This is a genomic window from Thioclava sp. DLFJ5-1 (genome assembly GCF_002020115.1).
GTDB lineage: Bacteria > Pseudomonadota > Alphaproteobacteria > Rhodobacterales > Rhodobacteraceae > Thioclava > Thioclava sediminum.
Map to the genome: position 1 here is coordinate 290,094 of NZ_MPZU01000003.1, position 15,222 is coordinate 305,315.

Sequence of the window (15,222 nt, forward strand, 5' to 3'; positions counted from 1 at the left end):
CTTCCGCAAGGTTGCGCTTCGGTGATAGCGGCTGCGGCCCCGGTGAGGCAACGGCTTTACTTTTCGCGGCGCGGGCAGGACAAGAGGCGGCTGTCTTCTGACCGGGGTGCAAATGTTTGAACTTCCTCTCGATCTGGTGGTGATGCTGATCGGCGCGGCCTTCGCTGCGGGGGTGGTCGATTCCATCGCGGGCGGCGGCGGGCTGATCACGGTGCCGGCGCTTTTGCTGGCGGGCGTGCCACCGGTTCAGTCGCTGGCGACGAACAAGATTCAAGGCACGTTCGGGGCAGCGACCGCGGCGATTTCCTATGCGGCCTCGGGCCATGTGGTGCTGCGAAAACAGCTACTGGCCGCGGTGATCGGGTTCCTTGGCGGGCTGGCGGGGGCGCTTCTCGTGTCACGCATCCCGACCGACAAGATCGAGATCGCCCTGCCGTTCATCCTCGTCGCGATCGCCGCGTTTTTCGCCTTGCGGCCCGGTTTGGATGACACGGATCGGGTGCAGCGCATTCGGCCCGGCTTGTTCACCGCCGCCTTCGTACCGGTGATCGGCTTTTACGACGGGCTGATCGGGCCGGGGACGGGGTCGTTCTTCATGATCGGTTTCGTGACGCTGGCGGGTTACGGCGTGCTCAAGGCGACGGCGCATACGAAACTGCTGAACTTCTCGTCGAATATCGGGGGGCTGACGGGGTTCCTGCTGGTCGGCTCGCCGCTCTGGGTGCTCGGCATCGCGATGGGGCTGGCGCAGATCGCCGGGGCGCGGCTGGGCTCGCGGCTTGCGATGCGGGTCGGTGCGCGGCTGATCAAGCCGTTGCTGGTGACGACCTCGACGCTGCTGGCCGCGAAGCTGCTTTGGGACCTGATCTAGACCCTATCCCGGCACCTGCGACAGGATCGTGCGCAGCCGCGCGAAACTGCCCGAGATACCGTCGGGGGCGGGTTCGGCGATGAAGGCATCCAGCTCGGGCCAGACCTTGATCGCCGCGTCGATGCGCGGGTCCGAGCCTTCCGCATATAGCCCCGCCTGAATCATCATCTCGGCCCGGTCATAGGCGCCAAGCAGGCTGCGCGCCTTGCCGATCAGCCGGTTTTCCTCGGGATCCGCCGCGTCGGGCAGCGAGCGCGAGACCGAGCGCAGCATATTGATCGCCGGGAAGCGCCCCCGCTCCGCAATCTCGCGCTCCAGCACCACATGCCCGTCGAGCACGCCGCGCAGGATATCGGCGATCGGCTCGTCCATATCGGAACCGGCCACCAGAACCGAGAAAACGCCGGTGATGTCGCCCTGACCTTCGGCGCCGGGACCCGCGCGCTCTCCCAAGGCCATGATCTGATAGGAGGTCGAGGGCGGATAGCCGCGCAGCGAGGCGGGCTCGCCCCCGGCCAAAGCGACCTCACGATGGGCTTCGGCGAAGCGCGTGATCGAGTCTGCGAGGAACAGCACGTGCTGGCCCGCATCGCGGAAATGCTCGGCCACGGCCATCGCAGTCCAGGCGCAGCGGCGGCGCACCAGCGGCGATTGATCCGAGGTTGCGGCGACGATCACCGCGCGGGCCATACCCTCCGGGCCAAGGGTCTTTTCGACGAATTCCCGCAATTCCCGGCCGCGTTCGCCGATCAGCGCGATGACGACGATATCGGCAGAGACCCCGCGCGCGAAACTCGCCAATAGCGAGGATTTCCCGACGCCCGATCCCGCGAAAAGGCCGACCCTTTGGCCTTGGACCAGTGGCAACATCGTGTCGAAGGCGGCAAGTGACGTCTCCAACCGGCCGCCCAACCGCTTTCGTTGGGCGGCAGGAGGCGGGCTTGCGCGCAGATCGCGTTCGCGCGCGCCATGGATCAGTGGTTGCCCGTCGAGCGGCTTTCCGAACGGGTCGATGATCCTCCCGACCCAGCTGTCATGCGGGGCGATCCCGCCCTGACCGAGCAGCTCCACCTCGTCGTCGATCGCCACGCCATCGGCGGCTCCGTCGGGCAGCACCGTGACCGCCCCGCGCGTCAGCGACAGCACCTCTGCGCCGATTTCGCGCCCGCTTTGGCAGCGAATCGTCGCGCGGTCGCCAAGGGCCGCCGAACGGGCCAGACCGCTGACCTCGATCATCCCGCGCCGCACCTCGCGCACGCGCCCGACCGCATGTGCGCTGGCGATACCGCGCATTTCGGCGCGCAACAGGTCGAATCCCGCAAATGCCATTCTGGCCTCCGATGTTCTCGAAACGTTTTCTAAACGATTCGCTCTTAAAGCTTGGTTGATAGCTCGGAGGAGAAGCCCCGATGTTCGAGAAGATTGAGATCATGAAAATGGCCAGTGCGATGGCCACCCACGCCGCAGCCCGCCAGAACGCGGTTGCGGAGAATATCGCCAATGCGGACACGCCCGGCTATGCGGCGCGTGACCTGCCGGCTTTCGAAGACCTGTATCGCAACGAGGGGCGCGGTGCTCTGAGGGCGACGCGGTCCGGTCACATCGACGCTTCGGCGACGATCACCACCGCGCCCGAGGTGATCGCCTCCCCCGGAGTCACCTCGCCCGACGGCAATTCGGTCTCGCTCGAAGAAGAGATGGTCCGCTCGGTCGAGGTGAAACGCGAGCATGACCTGTCGCTCGCGATCTACCGCTCCTCGCTCAACATCCTGCGCAGTTCGCTCGGGAGGGGCTGAAGATGAGCGATTTCACCCAATCCATGGCGCTGTCCGCCTCGGGTATGAAGGCGCAGGCGATGCGGCTTCGGCACAGTTCCGAGAACATCGCGAATGCCGATACGCCCGGATATCACCGCAAGATCGCGGGCTTCGAGAAGGTCGTCTCAGATGGCGCCCCGACCGGAGAGGTCACCCTTGGCCCGGTGCAGCTCGACCGATCCGAACTCACCCAAATCTACGAACCTGGCCATCCGATGGCCGACGAGAACGGCTACTACGACGGCTCGAATGTCGATCTGGTGGTCGAAATCGCTGACGCGCGCGAAGCGCAGCGCAGCTACGAGGCGAATTTGCGCATGTTCGATCAGGCCCGGCAAATGTCGGCCTCCCTGCTCGAACTGCTTCGCCGCTAAGGACTGAGGAGATCTAGAATGGATTTTAACACCTCCCTTGCAACGCAAAGCTACGCCCAGGCCCGGGCTGCTGTCCCGCCGGAAGCGGGCGGTTCCGGGCCGGGCTCCCTTGTCGAACAGGCGGCGAATTCATTCGTCGATGCGGTCAAGGCGGGCGAAGACACTGCCAAAGCCGCGATGGCGGGACAGGCCGATCCGCATGCGCTGGTGCAGGCGCTCGCCCAGACGGAACTCGCGATCGAAACGGCGGTGACCGTCCGCAACAAGGTCGTCGAGGCCTATCAGGAAATTCTCAGGATGCCGGTCTGATGCAGGACGCGATTTTCTTCGACACGCTCCGGCAGGGCTTGTGGATCGCCGTGCTGATCGCGGCGCCGCTTCTGTCGGTCGCGCTGGTCGCCGGGGTCACGATCGGTCTCTTTCAGGCGCTGACCTCGGTGCAGGAAATGACGCTGACCTTCGTGCCCAAAGTGGGCGCGATGCTCGTCGTGTTCTGGGTGTCGATGAGCTTCATGTCGGAAAAACTGGTGGAGTTCTTCACCCGCACCATCCTGCCGATCGTCGCCGGGGGCTAAGATGGATAACGCAATCTATACCACCCTCACGCGGCAATCCGGCCTGATGCGCGAAATGCGGATCGTTGCGAACAATATCGCGAATGTCTCGACCACCGGCTTTCGGCGCGAGGGCGTGATCTTCTCCGAATATCTCTCGGGGCTTCAAGGCAACGAACCCTCGCTGTCGATGGCGCGGGCGCATGGTCGTCTGATCGATCGAAGCCAAGGCGGGCTGACCCAGACAGGCGGCACCTTCGATTTCGCGATCGAGGGCGAGGGGTTCTTCATGATCGAGACCCCGCAGGGCAATCAGCTCACGCGGGCTGGCAGTTTCATCCCATCGGCTGAAGGTGAGTTGCTCACGCCCGACGGGTTCCGGCTGCTCGATTCCGGCGGCACCCCTGTTGCGATCCCCTCGGGGGCGACTTCGGTCGCGCTCGCCGCCGATGGCACGCTCTCCGACAAGGGCCAGCCGATCACGCAGGTCGGCGTCTACCTTCCTACCGATCCCAATGAATTGCGTCATGTCGGCGGCACTCGCTTCACCGCAGAGGCCGGGGCCGAACCGGTGGAGGGCGCGGTTCTGATGCAGGGGTTCCTCGAAGACAGCAACGTCGATCCGATCACCGAGATCGCGCGCATGATCGAGGTCCAGCGCGCCTACGAGATGGGCCAGGCCTTTCTCGAACGCGAAGACGAACGAATCCGCGGCGTCATCCAGACGCTCGCCCGATAACAGGAGGCCCATGACATGAGAGCTCTTCAGATCGCAGCCACCGGCATGAGCGCGCAGCAGATGCGCGTCGAGGTGATTTCCAACAACCTCGCGAACATGTCGACCACTGGCTATAACGCGCGCCGCGCCGAGTTTGCTGATCTGCATTACCAGCAGATGACTCGCCCCGGCACGATCAACGCGACCGACGGGACGACCATCCCCGCCGGGGTGCAGCTTGGCCTTGGCGTGCGCCCGACTGCCGTGACGGTCAACATCGCGCAAGGCTCGCTCAGCGCGACGGGCGGCGATCTGGACGTCGCTATCGACGGCAATGGCTATCTCGAGGTGACGCTGCCCTCTGGCATCTCCGCCTACACGCGCGATGGCGGGCTCAAGCGCAACGGCACCGGACAGATCGTGACGTCGGACGGCTATCCGGTCGTGCCCGATATGACCATTCCGAACGACGCGCGCGCCGTTGCGATCAACGCGGAGGGCGAGGTCTATGCCTATTTCGCCGATCAGGTCGCGCCGCAGCTTCTGGGGCAGTTCACCTTGGCGAATTTCTCGAACCAGAAGGGGCTGGAGGCGATCGGCTCGAACCTGTTTCTCGAAACCGGCGCCTCCGGTCCGCCCAATGTGAATACGCCCGGCGCGGATGAGTTGGGCACGCTGCGGCAGGGCTATCTGGAGGAGAGCTCGGTCGATCCGGTGCGCGAGATCACCGAGCTGATCAAGGCGCAGCGCGGCTACGAGCTGAACGCGAAGGTCATTTCCGCCGCCGATCAGATGCTTGGCGCGACGACGCAGGTGCGCTGATGCTGGGACGGGCGATCCTGATTGCGGCATCCGGTCTTCTTCCGGGCGAGGCCTTGGCGGACACGCTTGTCGCGCTGCACACCATGCGCGCCCGGACGATCGTCGCTCCCGCAGATGTCGGGCTGCAACCGGGCGAGGTGGTCGGGGCGTTGACCGAGCCGGAGGAAGCGATCGGCCTCGAGACGCGCGGGGTGATCTATGCCGGTCGCCCGATCCGAGCCCGCGATCTGGGGCAGCCCGCCATTGTAGAGCGCAATCAGATCATCCCGCTCCTGTTCCGCCGCGGCTCGCTGGAGATCCGAACCGAAGGCCGCGCGCTCGATCGGGCCGGCATCGGAGAGACGATCCGCGTGATGAACGCCGCTTCGAAAACCGTGGTCTCCGCGACGCTTGGCGCTGACGGAACTGCCCATGTTGCCCCATGAGGAATTTGCGATGAAATCTCCTGCCCTGTTGCTTTTGTCGATCACGCTCATCGCCTGCGGGCGGCTCGAGCAGGTCGGTAAGGCGCCCGGATTTACGCCGGTCGAAGGCGGCAACGAGTTCTACGCCATGGCCTCCTCGCCGCTGCCCGTCACGACAGAGTCGCGCAGCCCTGAACAAGAAGCCTCTCTTTGGTCCGGTGCGCGCAATTCCCTGTTGGGCGACCCACGCGCCGCCAAACGCGGCGATATCCTCACCGTCGTGATTGAGATTAACGATAAGGCCGAAATCTCGAATTCGACGGGTCGCTCGCGCAGCGGGTCCGACACGATGGGAGTGACCTCGATGCTCGGCATTCCGCAGCGGATCGACAAGCGCCTGCCCGCCGGGGCGAGCATGGCCGACGCCGTCTCGACCAATTCGAATTCGACCTATTCCGGCGACGGGCAGGTATCGCGCAACGAGAAACTGACCCTGCGCGTGGCCGCAACGATCATCGAGACGCTCCCGAATGGCGTGTTGCGCATTCAGGGCAGCCAGGAGGTGCGGGTGAATTTCGAGGTGCGCGAGCTGATCGTCACCGGTTTCGTGCGCCCCGCCGATGTGAGCCGCCAGAACGAGATCACCTATGACAAGATCGCTGGCGCGCGGATTTCCTATGGCGGGCGCGGGCAGATCACCGATGTGCAGCAACCGCGCTACGGCCAGCAGATCGCCGATATTCTCCTGCCCTTCTGAGGTTCCGCAATGCTTGGTAAACTCCTCCCGCTTCTCCTCGGTCTGATCGGCCTCGCCGGCGGCGGCGCGGCAGGATATTTCCTGCGTCCCGCCCCACCGCCCGCAGAACAACCCACCGACCCGGCCGCTGCGGAGGCGGCAGCAGGAGATCACGGCGCCGCACCAGAGGCTCATGGGGCCCCGGCCGCTGCCGACCCTGGGGCCGAGGGCGATGTCACCTCCGAATTCGTCAAGCTCAACAACCAGTTCATCGTGCCGCTGGTAACCGAGTCGCGCATCTCCGGCATGGTCATCCTGTCGCTCAGCCTCGAGGTGAAGGTCGGTGAGACCGAGGCCGTCTATCGCGCCGAGCCGAAACTGCGCGATGCGTTCCTGCAGGTGCTGTTCGATCATGCGAATACGGGGGGATTTCAGGGCCTGTTCACGGATTCCGCGAACATGTCGCGCCTGCGTCGTGCCCTGACTGAGACCGCGCGTAGCATTCTCGGTCCCGGTGTCCTTGCGGTTCTGGTCTCCGATATCGTGCGTCAGGACAGCTAGGTCAGATCCGCGATATCTGCGACAGACGAGAGATCCCGCGCCTCAGCGCGGCGCGCCTCGTTTCGGGTGACCAAGTTTCGTGACAACGTCATGGCGGCCCACCGCGCGCGCGGTTGCGCCATGCTGCGCAGCAAGCGCGGGGTCGAGATCCGTCCGCGCGGCGCGTAGCCGCGTGTCTTCCAGCGACAGGTAGCGCAGATAGGCGAGGGTGTTCTGCCCGGAGGCTGGTTCCTGCGCGAGCGTCTCCCGGGTCGACCGTTCCTCCGCCTGAAGGCTGGCAATTCGCGCATCGAGCGCGCGTGCCCGGGCGTTCAGCCGTGCGAGTGCAGCCAACTCCGCCTCCCGCTGCATACGGGTCAATCGGGCGAGCGCCGCCAGCCGCTTTACCTGCAATTTGCTCATTTGCGCCATGCCGCACCTCCGCGGGCCGCCTTGCGCATCTTCTCCGCAAAGCGGATTGCGGCGGCGACGGGTTTGTAATGCTCCGGCCGGATTTCTTCGCCAATCTCGATCGCTGCGAACAGCGCCCGCGCGGTCGGCGGGTCCGAATGCACGGGCACCGCATTTTCCGCCGCGATCTCGCGGATCCGCGCCGCGATCGCATCGACCCCTTTCGACAGGCAGACCGGTGCACGACCCGAGGCGCGATCCCATTTCAGCGCGACCGCGTAATGGGTTGGGTTGACGATCACGACATCGGCCTTGGCGGTGTCGGGAACCGATTGCCGCATCGCAAGCTCCATCCCCTTCTGACGTCGCTGTGCCTTCAGATGAGGATCGCCTTCGGTTTGCTTCATTTCGTCGGTCAATTCCTTGCGCGTCATCCGGTTGCGGCGCAGGAATTCGGACCGCTGCCAAAGATAGTCGATCGCGCCCATCGTGGCGGCGAGGGCAGTGACGATCATCAGAAACTCGGCGATCATCCGAAACAGCAATCCCACGATCTGCACCGGTTCGAGACGCTGCGTGAGCAAAATCAGATCGGCGCGCGCCCTGAGGTAAATGAAAAGAATCGTCGCGATCACTGCGAGTTTCGTCGCGCTCTTGGCGAATTCGAACAGCCCGCTGCGTCCGAATTTCTGCGCAGCATTCTTCAGCGGATTGATTCGGCTGAGCTTTGGCTGGATCTTGTCGGGCGCGACCACGATCGCGCGTTGTGCCCAGTAGGCGACGAGCGCGGCGATCATCGGCACCACGAAAAACGGCGCGAGCGGCAGGAGCAGCGTGCCGATGATCCGTCCGCCCAGGGCCGTCCCGCCACCAAGAAACTGCGCGGCCATCTCATCGGCGCGATCCAGCATCGCCATCGCCCCACTGCCGAACCGCGTCACGCTGTAGATGCCAAGGCCGAGCAGCGTCGCAAGAAAGCTGCCATAGACGGCGGCCACGGAAATCTCGGTCGAGCGCACCAGATCGCCCTTGCGCCGTGCTTCCTCCAACTTCTGCGGGGTTGGATCGAATTCTTTTTCGCCGGCTTCGTCTTCGCTCATCGCACCGTTCCGAACGGGTTGCCGAGGAAGGCCATGACCGCCTCGCGCCAGATCGCGATGGCAGTGGGCGCGCAGAGGGCAAGCAGGATCAGACCGCCTGCCGTGAGCGCCGGGGCGCCGACGAACGCGACCATGAGCTGCGGCATGGCACGGTTAATTGCGCCAAGAGCGACGTTGTAGATCAGCCCGGTGACCGCGAAGGGGGCGGCGAGCTTGAAGGCGAGCGAAAACGCTTGCGCGACACCCGAGACGCCCCAGCGCCGCAGCGCATCCGGATCGGGCCATTCGCCCACCGGTAACACCTGATAGGTGCCGAGCAGAAACTCGATGAGCTGGACGTGAAACCCGAGGCTCATCAGCACCGCGATCCCGGCGATCAGCAGGACATTTCCGATCGCGGGTTGCGGTTCCCCGCCCATTCCGCCGAGCAGCTGGGAGAGGGAACTCGACTGCGCCGCCATTGTGCCTGCGATTTGCAGAGCGAAGACAAAGGTGCGCAATCCGAAGCCAAGAAAGAGGCCGATCGCGATTTCCGACGCCAGCCAGAGCGGCAGAACCGTCCCTTGGTCGAAACTGGCGAGTGTCGGTGCGAGGGCCGGAATCGTCACCAGGGTTATCGCGAGGGCGACCCCCGTCTTGATCCGCGCCGGTAGGCTCGTCTCGCCAAAGCCCGGGGCCATGGCGACAATCCCGCCCACCCGCAGCAAGACAATGAAACCTATGAACAAAAAGCTTCGTGCTTGTTGCAGGATCTCGCTGAGCAGATCGAGAAGCGACGGGCTCATGCGGGGACCTGTCCGACCATCGCGGGCCGCGCCTCCAGGCCGATTTCTTCGTAGCTCAGGACCGGCGCGTTCAGCCCTTTCGCATTGATGACCGTACGCAAAAACCGCCGCCTGCGCCCTGAAGAGACCAGTGCCGGGAACGTCCCTGCTTGGGCCGCCCCGGCGAGTTTCTCGGCGATATTCGCCGCCAGCTTGTTGAACAGGTCAGGTGGCAAGGCGACATCACTGCCCGCCTCACCCCCGATCGTGTATTTTCCGAAGCGTTCCTCCCAATCGGGCGCCAGTTGGATCAGGGGAATCGTGCCGTCCTCGCGACGCAGATCGGCAACGAGCTGGAAGCCGAGGCGCTGCCGCACATGTTCGCAGATCTGCTCGGGGCTTTGCAGGTGACGCGCCTCCGAGATCGCCTCGACGATCAGCAGAAGGTTGCGGATCGAGACTCGTTCATCGAGCAGTAGCCTTAACACCGAAAGCAGCAGATCGACCGGCACCTTGTCGGGAATGAGCTCGTCGAGAACGCGTCGATTGGCCTGCGCGCGTGTCGGATCGGAGAGGTTCGCGACTTCGTCGAGCAGCCGCCGCAGCGCCCGCAACGTCATCAGCCGCGAGAAGTTCGCCTTGATCACTTCGAGAAGATGCGTCGCGAGCACCTCCGTCGGCCCGACCACCGTCGAGCCGGCGAGCGCCGCGTCTTCCTGCTGATGGGCGGGCACCCAAAGCGCGGGCGCGTGGAACACCGGTTCGCGGACCTCCTCGCCGTCGGGCAGAAAATCGCGATTGTCCGCGATCAGCGCAAGAACATGCTCCGGCATCAGCCGATCGCGCGCCTGCTCCACACCCTGAACGCGGATGCGGTAATGACCGGGCGGCAAGGTTGCGTCGTCGGTCAGGCGAATTTCCGGGAGGATCAATCCGAAATTCGCCGCGACGTGATTGCGCATGTTGGAGATGCGCGCGTCCAGACCCGTCGCCGGATCGAGCGCCATCTTGACCAGATCCGGGGCGAATTCGACATGGATATCGTCGATGTCGAGTACGTCACCCATGGATTTCTGCTTCGGCCCGGTCTCCGGCGCGGGCATTTTCATCGCCTCGCGCCGCGCACGCGCCCGCTCCGCGCGCCGCAGCATATAGGCTGCCGTGCCGAGGATGACGGCCCCCGCGGTGAAAGGCACGAAGGGGAGGCCCGGCACGAGACCGAAAAGCGCCATCAAGACCGCAACGGTTGTCAGGGCGGCCGGATATTTACCAAGCTGGCGGAACAACTCCAGATCGGTGGAGCCTTTCGCCCCTCCGCGCGACAGCAAGATGGCCGCTGCGATCGAGATGATGACCGCCGGTATCTGGCTGACGAGGCCGTCGCCGACCGTGAGGATCGCATAGGTCTCAAGCGCGCGATCGAGCGGCATTCCATGCACGACGGTGCCGATAAGCAGCCCGACCACGAGGTTGAGCATCGTGATTAATAGCCCTGCGACCGCGTCTCCTTTGACGAATTTGGATGCCCCGTCGAGCGAGCCGAAAAAGGTGGTTTCCGCCTGCTCGCGTTCGCGCCGCTCTCGCGCTTCGGCATGGTCGATCGCGCCCGCATTCATGTCGCTGTCGATCGCGAGCTGCTTACCCGGCATCGCGTCGAGCGCGAAGCGCGCGCCGACCTCAGCCATGCGCCCCGCGCCTTTGGTGATCACGATGAAATTCACGATCAGGATCACGCAGAACACGACCAGCCCGATCAGGACCGAGCCGCTCATGATGAAATTCGCGAACCCTTCGATAACGCCGCCCGCCGCACCCGTGCCAGTGTGTCCGTTTCCGATGATGAGTTTCGTCGAGGTGACGTTGAGCGACAGCCGCAGCATGAGCGTCGCAAGGAGAATGGTGGGAAAGGCGGAGAAATCGAGCGGACGTTCGATGAAGAGGGTGACGGTGAAGATCAGGATCGCGAGGGCGAAAGAGGTGGCGAGACCGATGTCGAGAATCCAGGAGGGCACCGGAAGGATCATCATCGCGATGACCGCCATCAGCGCGAGCGCCAGAAGGATCGTTGGCTGAAACGCGCGTTGCACGAGCGGGGTCGCCATCACATCCCTCGCGCTTTCCGCGCGGCACGCGCGAAGAGGGAGGCGCCGGGGGCACCGCCCGGCCGGGGTGGCTCTGCGTCTTTCGACCTGAGCAGGAGTGGATAGCGGTTCCCTCGGCGTTGTGCTTGGGACGCGCTTTGTGCCAGCACGATGTCGGGAATATCAGGCAATGGACTGGCCGCGGCGGCGGAAGTGGTCATCACGTCTTTCGGGCCGCTTCTGCCTTCGAGTTTCGCGTAAAATCGGGCAAAGCGTGTCGAATAGCTGTTCGCATGCTCGGGCGTGCGCGAGTGATAGGCGCCCGCCGCCGTCTTCCAGTCGCCGCTTTCTGCATAGAGCGATTTCAGAAATTGCGCCGCATATCGGGCGTTTTCCAACGGGTCGAACATGTCTTCGATCGATGAAAAATGCTGCCCGTGCCATTTGAAATTGATCTGGAAACATCCGACGTCGAAGCTTCGCGCGCCGCGTTTGAATTCCTTGAAAACGTAAGCGAGCGCCAAGTCCCGGTTGTCGAACCAATGCCCAGCGCCTTCCATATTCACGGTCCACGGCCACGGCTCGAAGCCACCCGCGCCTTTGCGTCCGGTCTCATTTAGCGAGATCGCCATGAGCACCGCATAAGGAACGCCGCTTTCGCGCGAGGCTTGCTTCGCGGCGGCCTCGCATAGCTGGGGTTGCCCCGCCGCGGATAGCGGAACGAGGGTTAGACAGAGGACATACAGAGCCCGCCGAAACCAAGGCATGGGATTTTCCCTTTGCAGTGCAATTCTTGCAAACCCAGACCTAGCGGCCAAAGATTTAGAAACCGTTTGCGCCGTTTCTGCGCGTCATTCCTGTGCGGACGGCAAGGCAAGACGGTCGAGCATTTTCGACAACGTTTCCCGCTCGGCTTGGCTTCGCTCCAATAGGTTGCGCGCCTGAGTGATCGGGCCGCCTTGGACCTCCGCCTCAGGCGGAGGCGGCGCAACGAAAGTTTCCAAAAACTGCTTCTCCACCGCATCGGGCGAAGTCTCCAGGTTTGACCAGTCGCCCTTATGCCAGGACTGCGCGCGCGCATCGTCTGAATTGCCCGCGCGCAGGTAGGCGGCACGCGCGTCGTTGTGTCGACCGAGCCGGGATAAAGCCTCCGCCCGGAGTTGCTCGACTTGCTGGCCGCCGAGGTCTTTCAGATGGGCGAGGGCAGCTGCAGGGTCCAGTTCAAGAAGCGCTGCCCGAGCGAGCAGCGTTTTGTCCTGCTCCGTCAGTGGCGCGGCCTTGCCGAGGAGGCGCACAGCGACTGCCGGCATTCCTAGCGAGATTGCGCGTCCGGCCAATTCTTGTCGCAGGTCCGGTATCTGCGCGACTTCATCGGCAAGCGGTAATTCGTCATAGAGGGTTCGAAGGAAGACAGCGTCGCTGGCTTGACCAACCAACCGTGTGAATATTGCCGCGAGCGTGCCGTTCGGGTCCGCGATCGTGGTCGCATCGGCATAAATCTCAAAGGCTTTAGGGAATTCGGAATTCGCGGCGTGTCCGATCGCAGCGATGCGGCGCAGCTCCGGTGCCTCTGGCGCTTTGGCGAGTTCGAAGGCGAGCGCCTCAGCATTGGCGAGAGCTGCCGGATCGACCTCTCCTCCCGCATCGATCTGGCCGTTGAGCCACAAGATTAACGCGCGCAACCCTTGCTCTGAATTCGTCTTCGAAAGCGCCTCAAGGTTACCCAAAGCTTGTGGATCCGCTTCTTTCGCTTGGATTTCCGCCTCCACTGTATCAAGCGCAGTTCGATCCTCCGTGGTTATTCGGCTGACCGCAGGTTCGAGAGACCTCGCCACATCCGCTGCCCCAATCTGCGTGAGCCGAGCCACAAGGTTTGGTGCCAGAGACCGTCGCAGATCCGCCGGAAGTGCTTCGAAATTTCGGCGGAGCGCGGCGAATTCGACATCTCGTTTTTCGGGCGGCGGGTCTGATGCAAGGAAAGCCCATAGCGCGACCGCACCATCGCAATCTGTGAGCCGCGCGAGCGGCGATGCGGCGGCGGCAGGGTCCTGATCGAGAACCGATCCGACAAAGAGCAGAGCATCTTTGCTAGGACCATCGTTGCCCATGTCGCGCAAAAGCGCGCGGGACTCCGTCCCGAAGCCGAAGGCGATGTATAGCCTTGCCAAAGCCATCACCTTACGCGGGTTGGGGACGTCGAATTCACCCAAAAGATCACGGCGTGCATCGCTGATCTGCGCGAAGGCCGGGCGCTCGTCGATCCAGCTCGCGAGGTCGAAATATCGATCGGGAGGGCATTCGGATACCTCCAGTTGCGTCTCGGGTGGCGTGACGAGATGATCGCGATCGATCACGGTCATCGAATCGACGGCGAGATGCGGCGGCAGTGTCGGCGCGGGTGGACCCATCGGATCGTCGGCGCTTTCCGTGGGCGTTTCGCTTGCCGGAGAGTTTACTTGTTGCTCGCTCTTTGAGGGCTGAGCCTTCGAAGGCTTTACCTGAGCCGACACGAGTCCCTGCGATGCCGCCCGCGAAATCTGGCGTAAGAGGCTCTCTTCAATGCCATCAAGTCGCGGATCCGGTTTCGGCGGGATTTGCGGTTTAGGCGCGCCATCCGAGATCGTCACCGGCGCAGCGGTGGTTTCGCGCATATGCGGCGGCTGCCAGAAGAGGTCGAGATAGTCCCGTCCAATCGCGACAGGCTGAACGGTTCTTTGGCGCGGCGGGGTGGATGGCCGCGGCGCATTCGTCGGCGAAGATTTGGCCCGATCGCGCATTGCCGCAGCTGGCGGCAGCGCGGTTTGATCTGGGGGGGCATCCTTGAGGTCGACGACGAATGCACCGCTCTCGAGAGAAAAGGTTTCGGGAACGATTCCGGGTGCGAGTTTCAGAAGAAGCGTGCCATCCGGCTCTGCAATAAGTGCTTTCAACCTGTCACGCGGGATCAACTCGAATACGTTTTGAATCGCATATTGCGGATCTGATGCGTCGGTCGCGAGGCGAAAACCTCCATCCACGGGAGCAAGGGCCCGACTGGCCGATGCGGGTAGATAGATCACGAGGCGGGAAAAGCCGTCATGTTCGCCCGATTTGACCGGAATTGGTGTGGCATAAGCCGGAGTGAAGGGCAGCAGAAAAAGAAGCGCGATCCAGAACCTCATGCCGCCTCCGATTTCACCGACTTCAAGGCCTCCTCGAGGTCGGAGAAGCTTGGGCGAATGTGGTGGGGTGTGTTCTGGCGACCGACCTCAATGCAGATATTGGTTGCGTGATTGTGCAGGTTGGCGATCAACACCTCGCGGATCAGTTTGTAGAAGTGGCTGTCTTCGTCGATCACCCCCTTCATCCGGCTCGCGAAGGGGGCGATGAACCCGTAGGCGAGGAACACGCCGAGAAAGGTCCCGACAAGCGCGCCCCCGATCATCTTGCCGAGAATTTCGGGGGGCTGGTCGATCGACCCCATGGTCTTAATGACCCCGAGCACCGCCGCGACGATCCCGAGCGCGGGCATCGCGTCGGCAACCGACTGCATCGCGTGGCTCGAATGCATGGCGTGGTGGTAATTCGCCTCGAGCTGCTTATCGAGCACCTCTTCCACTTGCATGGGGTCGTCGTAATTCATCGAGGCCGATCGCATCGTATCGCAGATGATGTCGATTGCCTCGTGATCGTGCAGGATTTTCGGATACTTCCCGAAAATCGAAGAACTCTCAGGGTCTTCGATATGCTCTTCGATCGCGACGGGGTTCTGCCGGGCTAGCCGGATCAATTCGAACAACAGGCAAAGAAGATCGCGGTAGTCGTCGGGCTTCCATTTCGGTCCTTTGAAAACCTTTCCGACATCCTTCAGCGTGTGCTTGATCGAGGCCATGTCGTTCGACAGAACGAAGGCGCCGACGGCGGCGCCGCCGATCATGATCATCTCGAAGGGCAGCGATTTCAGGATGATCCCCATCTTCCCGCCCGCCGCGACATAGCCGCCGAAAACCATCGCGAAGATGATCACGATGCCGATGATGCCGATCATGGA

General features: G+C 63.3%; 18 protein-coding genes. 10 read left to right on the top strand and 8 right to left on the bottom strand.

Going from position 1 to position 15,222, the window contains the following annotated elements; all coding sequences use genetic code 11:
- The first annotated feature begins 112 nt into the window (after positions 1-112).
- Entirely contained in the window at positions 113-871 is a 759-nt protein-coding gene (locus BMI86_RS12060) for a TSUP family transporter (RefSeq protein WP_078541616.1), read from the top strand.
- 3 nt (positions 872-874) lie between these two features.
- On the opposite strand, the gene BMI86_RS12065 is transcribed toward BMI86_RS12060, so the two are convergent.
- Entirely contained in the window at positions 875-2,200 is a 1,326-nt protein-coding gene (locus BMI86_RS12065) for a FliI/YscN family ATPase (protein ID WP_078541617.1), read from the bottom strand.
- An 80-nt stretch (positions 2,201-2,280) separates the two neighbouring features.
- Here BMI86_RS12065 and BMI86_RS12070 point away from each other — a divergent pair, with 80 nt between their 5' ends.
- From BMI86_RS12070 to BMI86_RS12110, 9 genes are read left to right on the top strand one after another with little or no spacing between them, the layout of a single operon-like run.
- Positions 2,281-2,667, top strand: coding sequence for a FlgB family protein (locus BMI86_RS12070; RefSeq protein WP_078541618.1), 387 nt, complete (start codon positions 2,281-2,283; stop codon positions 2,665-2,667).
- A 2-nt stretch (positions 2,668-2,669) separates the two neighbouring features.
- The gene (flgC, locus tag BMI86_RS12075) at positions 2,670-3,062 is read left to right on the top strand and encodes a flagellar basal body rod protein FlgC (RefSeq protein ID WP_078541619.1); all 393 of its coding nucleotides are present in this window, start codon (positions 2,670-2,672) and stop codon (positions 3,060-3,062) included.
- Positions 3,063-3,080: 18 nt separating this feature from the next.
- Entirely contained in the window at positions 3,081-3,371 is a 291-nt protein-coding gene (gene fliE / locus BMI86_RS12080) for a flagellar hook-basal body complex protein FliE (protein ID WP_078541620.1), read from the top strand.
- A complete protein-coding gene (locus BMI86_RS12085; protein ID WP_078522260.1) occupies positions 3,371-3,637 on the top strand; it encodes a flagellar biosynthetic protein FliQ in 267 nt (88 codons plus the stop codon). Before fliE ends, BMI86_RS12085 begins: the two co-directional genes overlap by 1 nt.
- Position 3,638: 1 nt before the next feature.
- Positions 3,639-4,355 carry a flagellar hook-basal body complex protein gene (locus tag BMI86_RS12090; RefSeq protein WP_078541621.1) on the top strand — a complete coding sequence of 239 codons (717 nt, stop codon included), beginning with the start codon at positions 3,639-3,641 and terminating at the stop codon, positions 4,353-4,355.
- Positions 4,356-4,370: 15 nt separating this feature from the next.
- A complete protein-coding gene (flgG, locus tag BMI86_RS12095) occupies positions 4,371-5,156 on the top strand; it encodes a flagellar basal-body rod protein FlgG (protein WP_078541622.1) in 786 nt (261 codons plus the stop codon).
- Entirely contained in the window at positions 5,156-5,581 is a 426-nt protein-coding gene (gene flgA / locus BMI86_RS12100) for a flagellar basal body P-ring formation chaperone FlgA (protein ID WP_078541623.1), read from the top strand. The genes flgG and flgA overlap by 1 nt, the downstream gene beginning before the upstream one ends.
- 10 nt (positions 5,582-5,591) lie before the next feature.
- Complete coding sequence (gene flgH, locus BMI86_RS12105) at positions 5,592-6,317, top strand: flagellar basal body L-ring protein FlgH (protein WP_078541761.1); 726 nt, start codon at positions 5,592-5,594, stop codon at positions 6,315-6,317.
- 9 nt (positions 6,318-6,326) lie between these two features.
- Positions 6,327-6,857, top strand: coding sequence for a flagellar basal body-associated FliL family protein (locus BMI86_RS12110; RefSeq protein ID WP_078541624.1), 531 nt, complete (start codon positions 6,327-6,329; stop codon positions 6,855-6,857).
- 42 nt (positions 6,858-6,899) lie between these two features.
- Here the strand turns inward: BMI86_RS12110 and BMI86_RS12115 are convergent, their stop codons facing one another.
- From BMI86_RS12115 to motA, 7 genes are all read right to left on the bottom strand, one after another.
- Positions 6,900-7,268, bottom strand: a complete 369-nt coding sequence (locus tag BMI86_RS12115) for a hypothetical protein (protein ID WP_078541625.1) — start codon at positions 7,266-7,268, stop codon at positions 6,900-6,902.
- Entirely contained in the window at positions 7,256-8,347 is a 1,092-nt protein-coding gene (locus BMI86_RS12120; protein WP_078541626.1) for a flagellar type III secretion system protein FlhB, read from the bottom strand. Before BMI86_RS12120 ends, BMI86_RS12115 begins: the two co-directional genes overlap by 13 nt.
- Entirely contained in the window at positions 8,344-9,132 is a 789-nt protein-coding gene (locus BMI86_RS12125; protein ID WP_078541627.1) for a flagellar biosynthetic protein FliR, read from the bottom strand. Before BMI86_RS12125 ends, BMI86_RS12120 begins: the two co-directional genes overlap by 4 nt.
- Positions 9,129-11,213 (bottom strand): flagellar biosynthesis protein FlhA, encoded by a 2,085-nt coding sequence (gene flhA / locus BMI86_RS12130; RefSeq protein ID WP_078541628.1) that lies wholly within the window; start codon positions 11,211-11,213, stop codon positions 9,129-9,131. The genes BMI86_RS12125 and flhA overlap by 4 nt, the downstream gene beginning before the upstream one ends.
- Positions 11,213-11,824, bottom strand: a complete 612-nt coding sequence (locus BMI86_RS12135) for a transglycosylase SLT domain-containing protein (RefSeq protein ID WP_246831702.1) — start codon at positions 11,822-11,824, stop codon at positions 11,213-11,215. The genes flhA and BMI86_RS12135 overlap by 1 nt, the downstream gene beginning before the upstream one ends.
- Positions 11,825-12,043: 219 nt before the next feature.
- Entirely contained in the window at positions 12,044-14,353 is a 2,310-nt protein-coding gene (locus BMI86_RS12140) for a hypothetical protein (RefSeq protein WP_078541630.1), read from the bottom strand.
- On the bottom strand, positions 14,350-15,219 hold the full coding sequence (gene motA, locus BMI86_RS12145; RefSeq protein ID WP_078522271.1) for a flagellar motor stator protein MotA: 870 nt from the start codon (positions 15,217-15,219) through the stop codon (positions 14,350-14,352). The genes BMI86_RS12140 and motA overlap by 4 nt, the downstream gene beginning before the upstream one ends.
- Positions 15,220-15,222 lie beyond the last annotated feature (3 nt).

What these genes read in the sequence shown, in the direction of transcription:
- BMI86_RS12060 (WP_078541616.1), top strand. Translation starts at nt 113, where the DNA reads ATGTTTGAACTTCCTCTCGATCTGGTGGTGATGCTGATCGGCGCGGCC.
- BMI86_RS12065 (WP_078541617.1), bottom strand. Translation starts at nt 2,200, where the DNA reads ATGGCATTTGCGGGATTCGACCTGTTGCGCGCCGAAATGCGCGGTATC.
- BMI86_RS12070 (WP_078541618.1), top strand. Translation starts at nt 2,281, where the DNA reads ATGTTCGAGAAGATTGAGATCATGAAAATGGCCAGTGCGATGGCCACC.
- flgC (WP_078541619.1), top strand. Translation starts at nt 2,670, where the DNA reads ATGAGCGATTTCACCCAATCCATGGCGCTGTCCGCCTCGGGTATGAAG.
- fliE (WP_078541620.1), top strand. Translation starts at nt 3,081, where the DNA reads ATGGATTTTAACACCTCCCTTGCAACGCAAAGCTACGCCCAGGCCCGG.
- BMI86_RS12085 (WP_078522260.1), top strand. Translation starts at nt 3,371, where the DNA reads ATGCAGGACGCGATTTTCTTCGACACGCTCCGGCAGGGCTTGTGGATC.
- BMI86_RS12090 (WP_078541621.1), top strand. Translation starts at nt 3,639, where the DNA reads ATGGATAACGCAATCTATACCACCCTCACGCGGCAATCCGGCCTGATG.
- flgG (WP_078541622.1), top strand. Translation starts at nt 4,371, where the DNA reads ATGAGAGCTCTTCAGATCGCAGCCACCGGCATGAGCGCGCAGCAGATG.
- flgA (WP_078541623.1), top strand. Translation starts at nt 5,156, where the DNA reads ATGCTGGGACGGGCGATCCTGATTGCGGCATCCGGTCTTCTTCCGGGC.
- flgH (WP_078541761.1), top strand. Translation starts at nt 5,592, where the DNA reads ATGAAATCTCCTGCCCTGTTGCTTTTGTCGATCACGCTCATCGCCTGC.
- BMI86_RS12110 (WP_078541624.1), top strand. Translation starts at nt 6,327, where the DNA reads ATGCTTGGTAAACTCCTCCCGCTTCTCCTCGGTCTGATCGGCCTCGCC.
- BMI86_RS12115 (WP_078541625.1), bottom strand. Translation starts at nt 7,268, where the DNA reads ATGGCGCAAATGAGCAAATTGCAGGTAAAGCGGCTGGCGGCGCTCGCC.
- BMI86_RS12120 (WP_078541626.1), bottom strand. Translation starts at nt 8,347, where the DNA reads ATGAGCGAAGACGAAGCCGGCGAAAAAGAATTCGATCCAACCCCGCAG.
- BMI86_RS12125 (WP_078541627.1), bottom strand. Translation starts at nt 9,132, where the DNA reads ATGAGCCCGTCGCTTCTCGATCTGCTCAGCGAGATCCTGCAACAAGCA.
- flhA (WP_078541628.1), bottom strand. Translation starts at nt 11,213, where the DNA reads ATGGCGACCCCGCTCGTGCAACGCGCGTTTCAGCCAACGATCCTTCTG.
- BMI86_RS12135 (WP_246831702.1), bottom strand. Translation starts at nt 11,824, where the DNA reads ATGGCGATCTCGCTAAATGAGACCGGACGCAAAGGCGCGGGTGGCTTC.
- BMI86_RS12140 (WP_078541630.1), bottom strand. Translation starts at nt 14,353, where the DNA reads ATGAGGTTCTGGATCGCGCTTCTTTTTCTGCTGCCCTTCACTCCGGCT.
- motA (WP_078522271.1), bottom strand. Translation starts at nt 15,219, where the DNA reads ATGATCGGCATCATCGGCATCGTGATCATCTTCGCGATGGTTTTCGGC.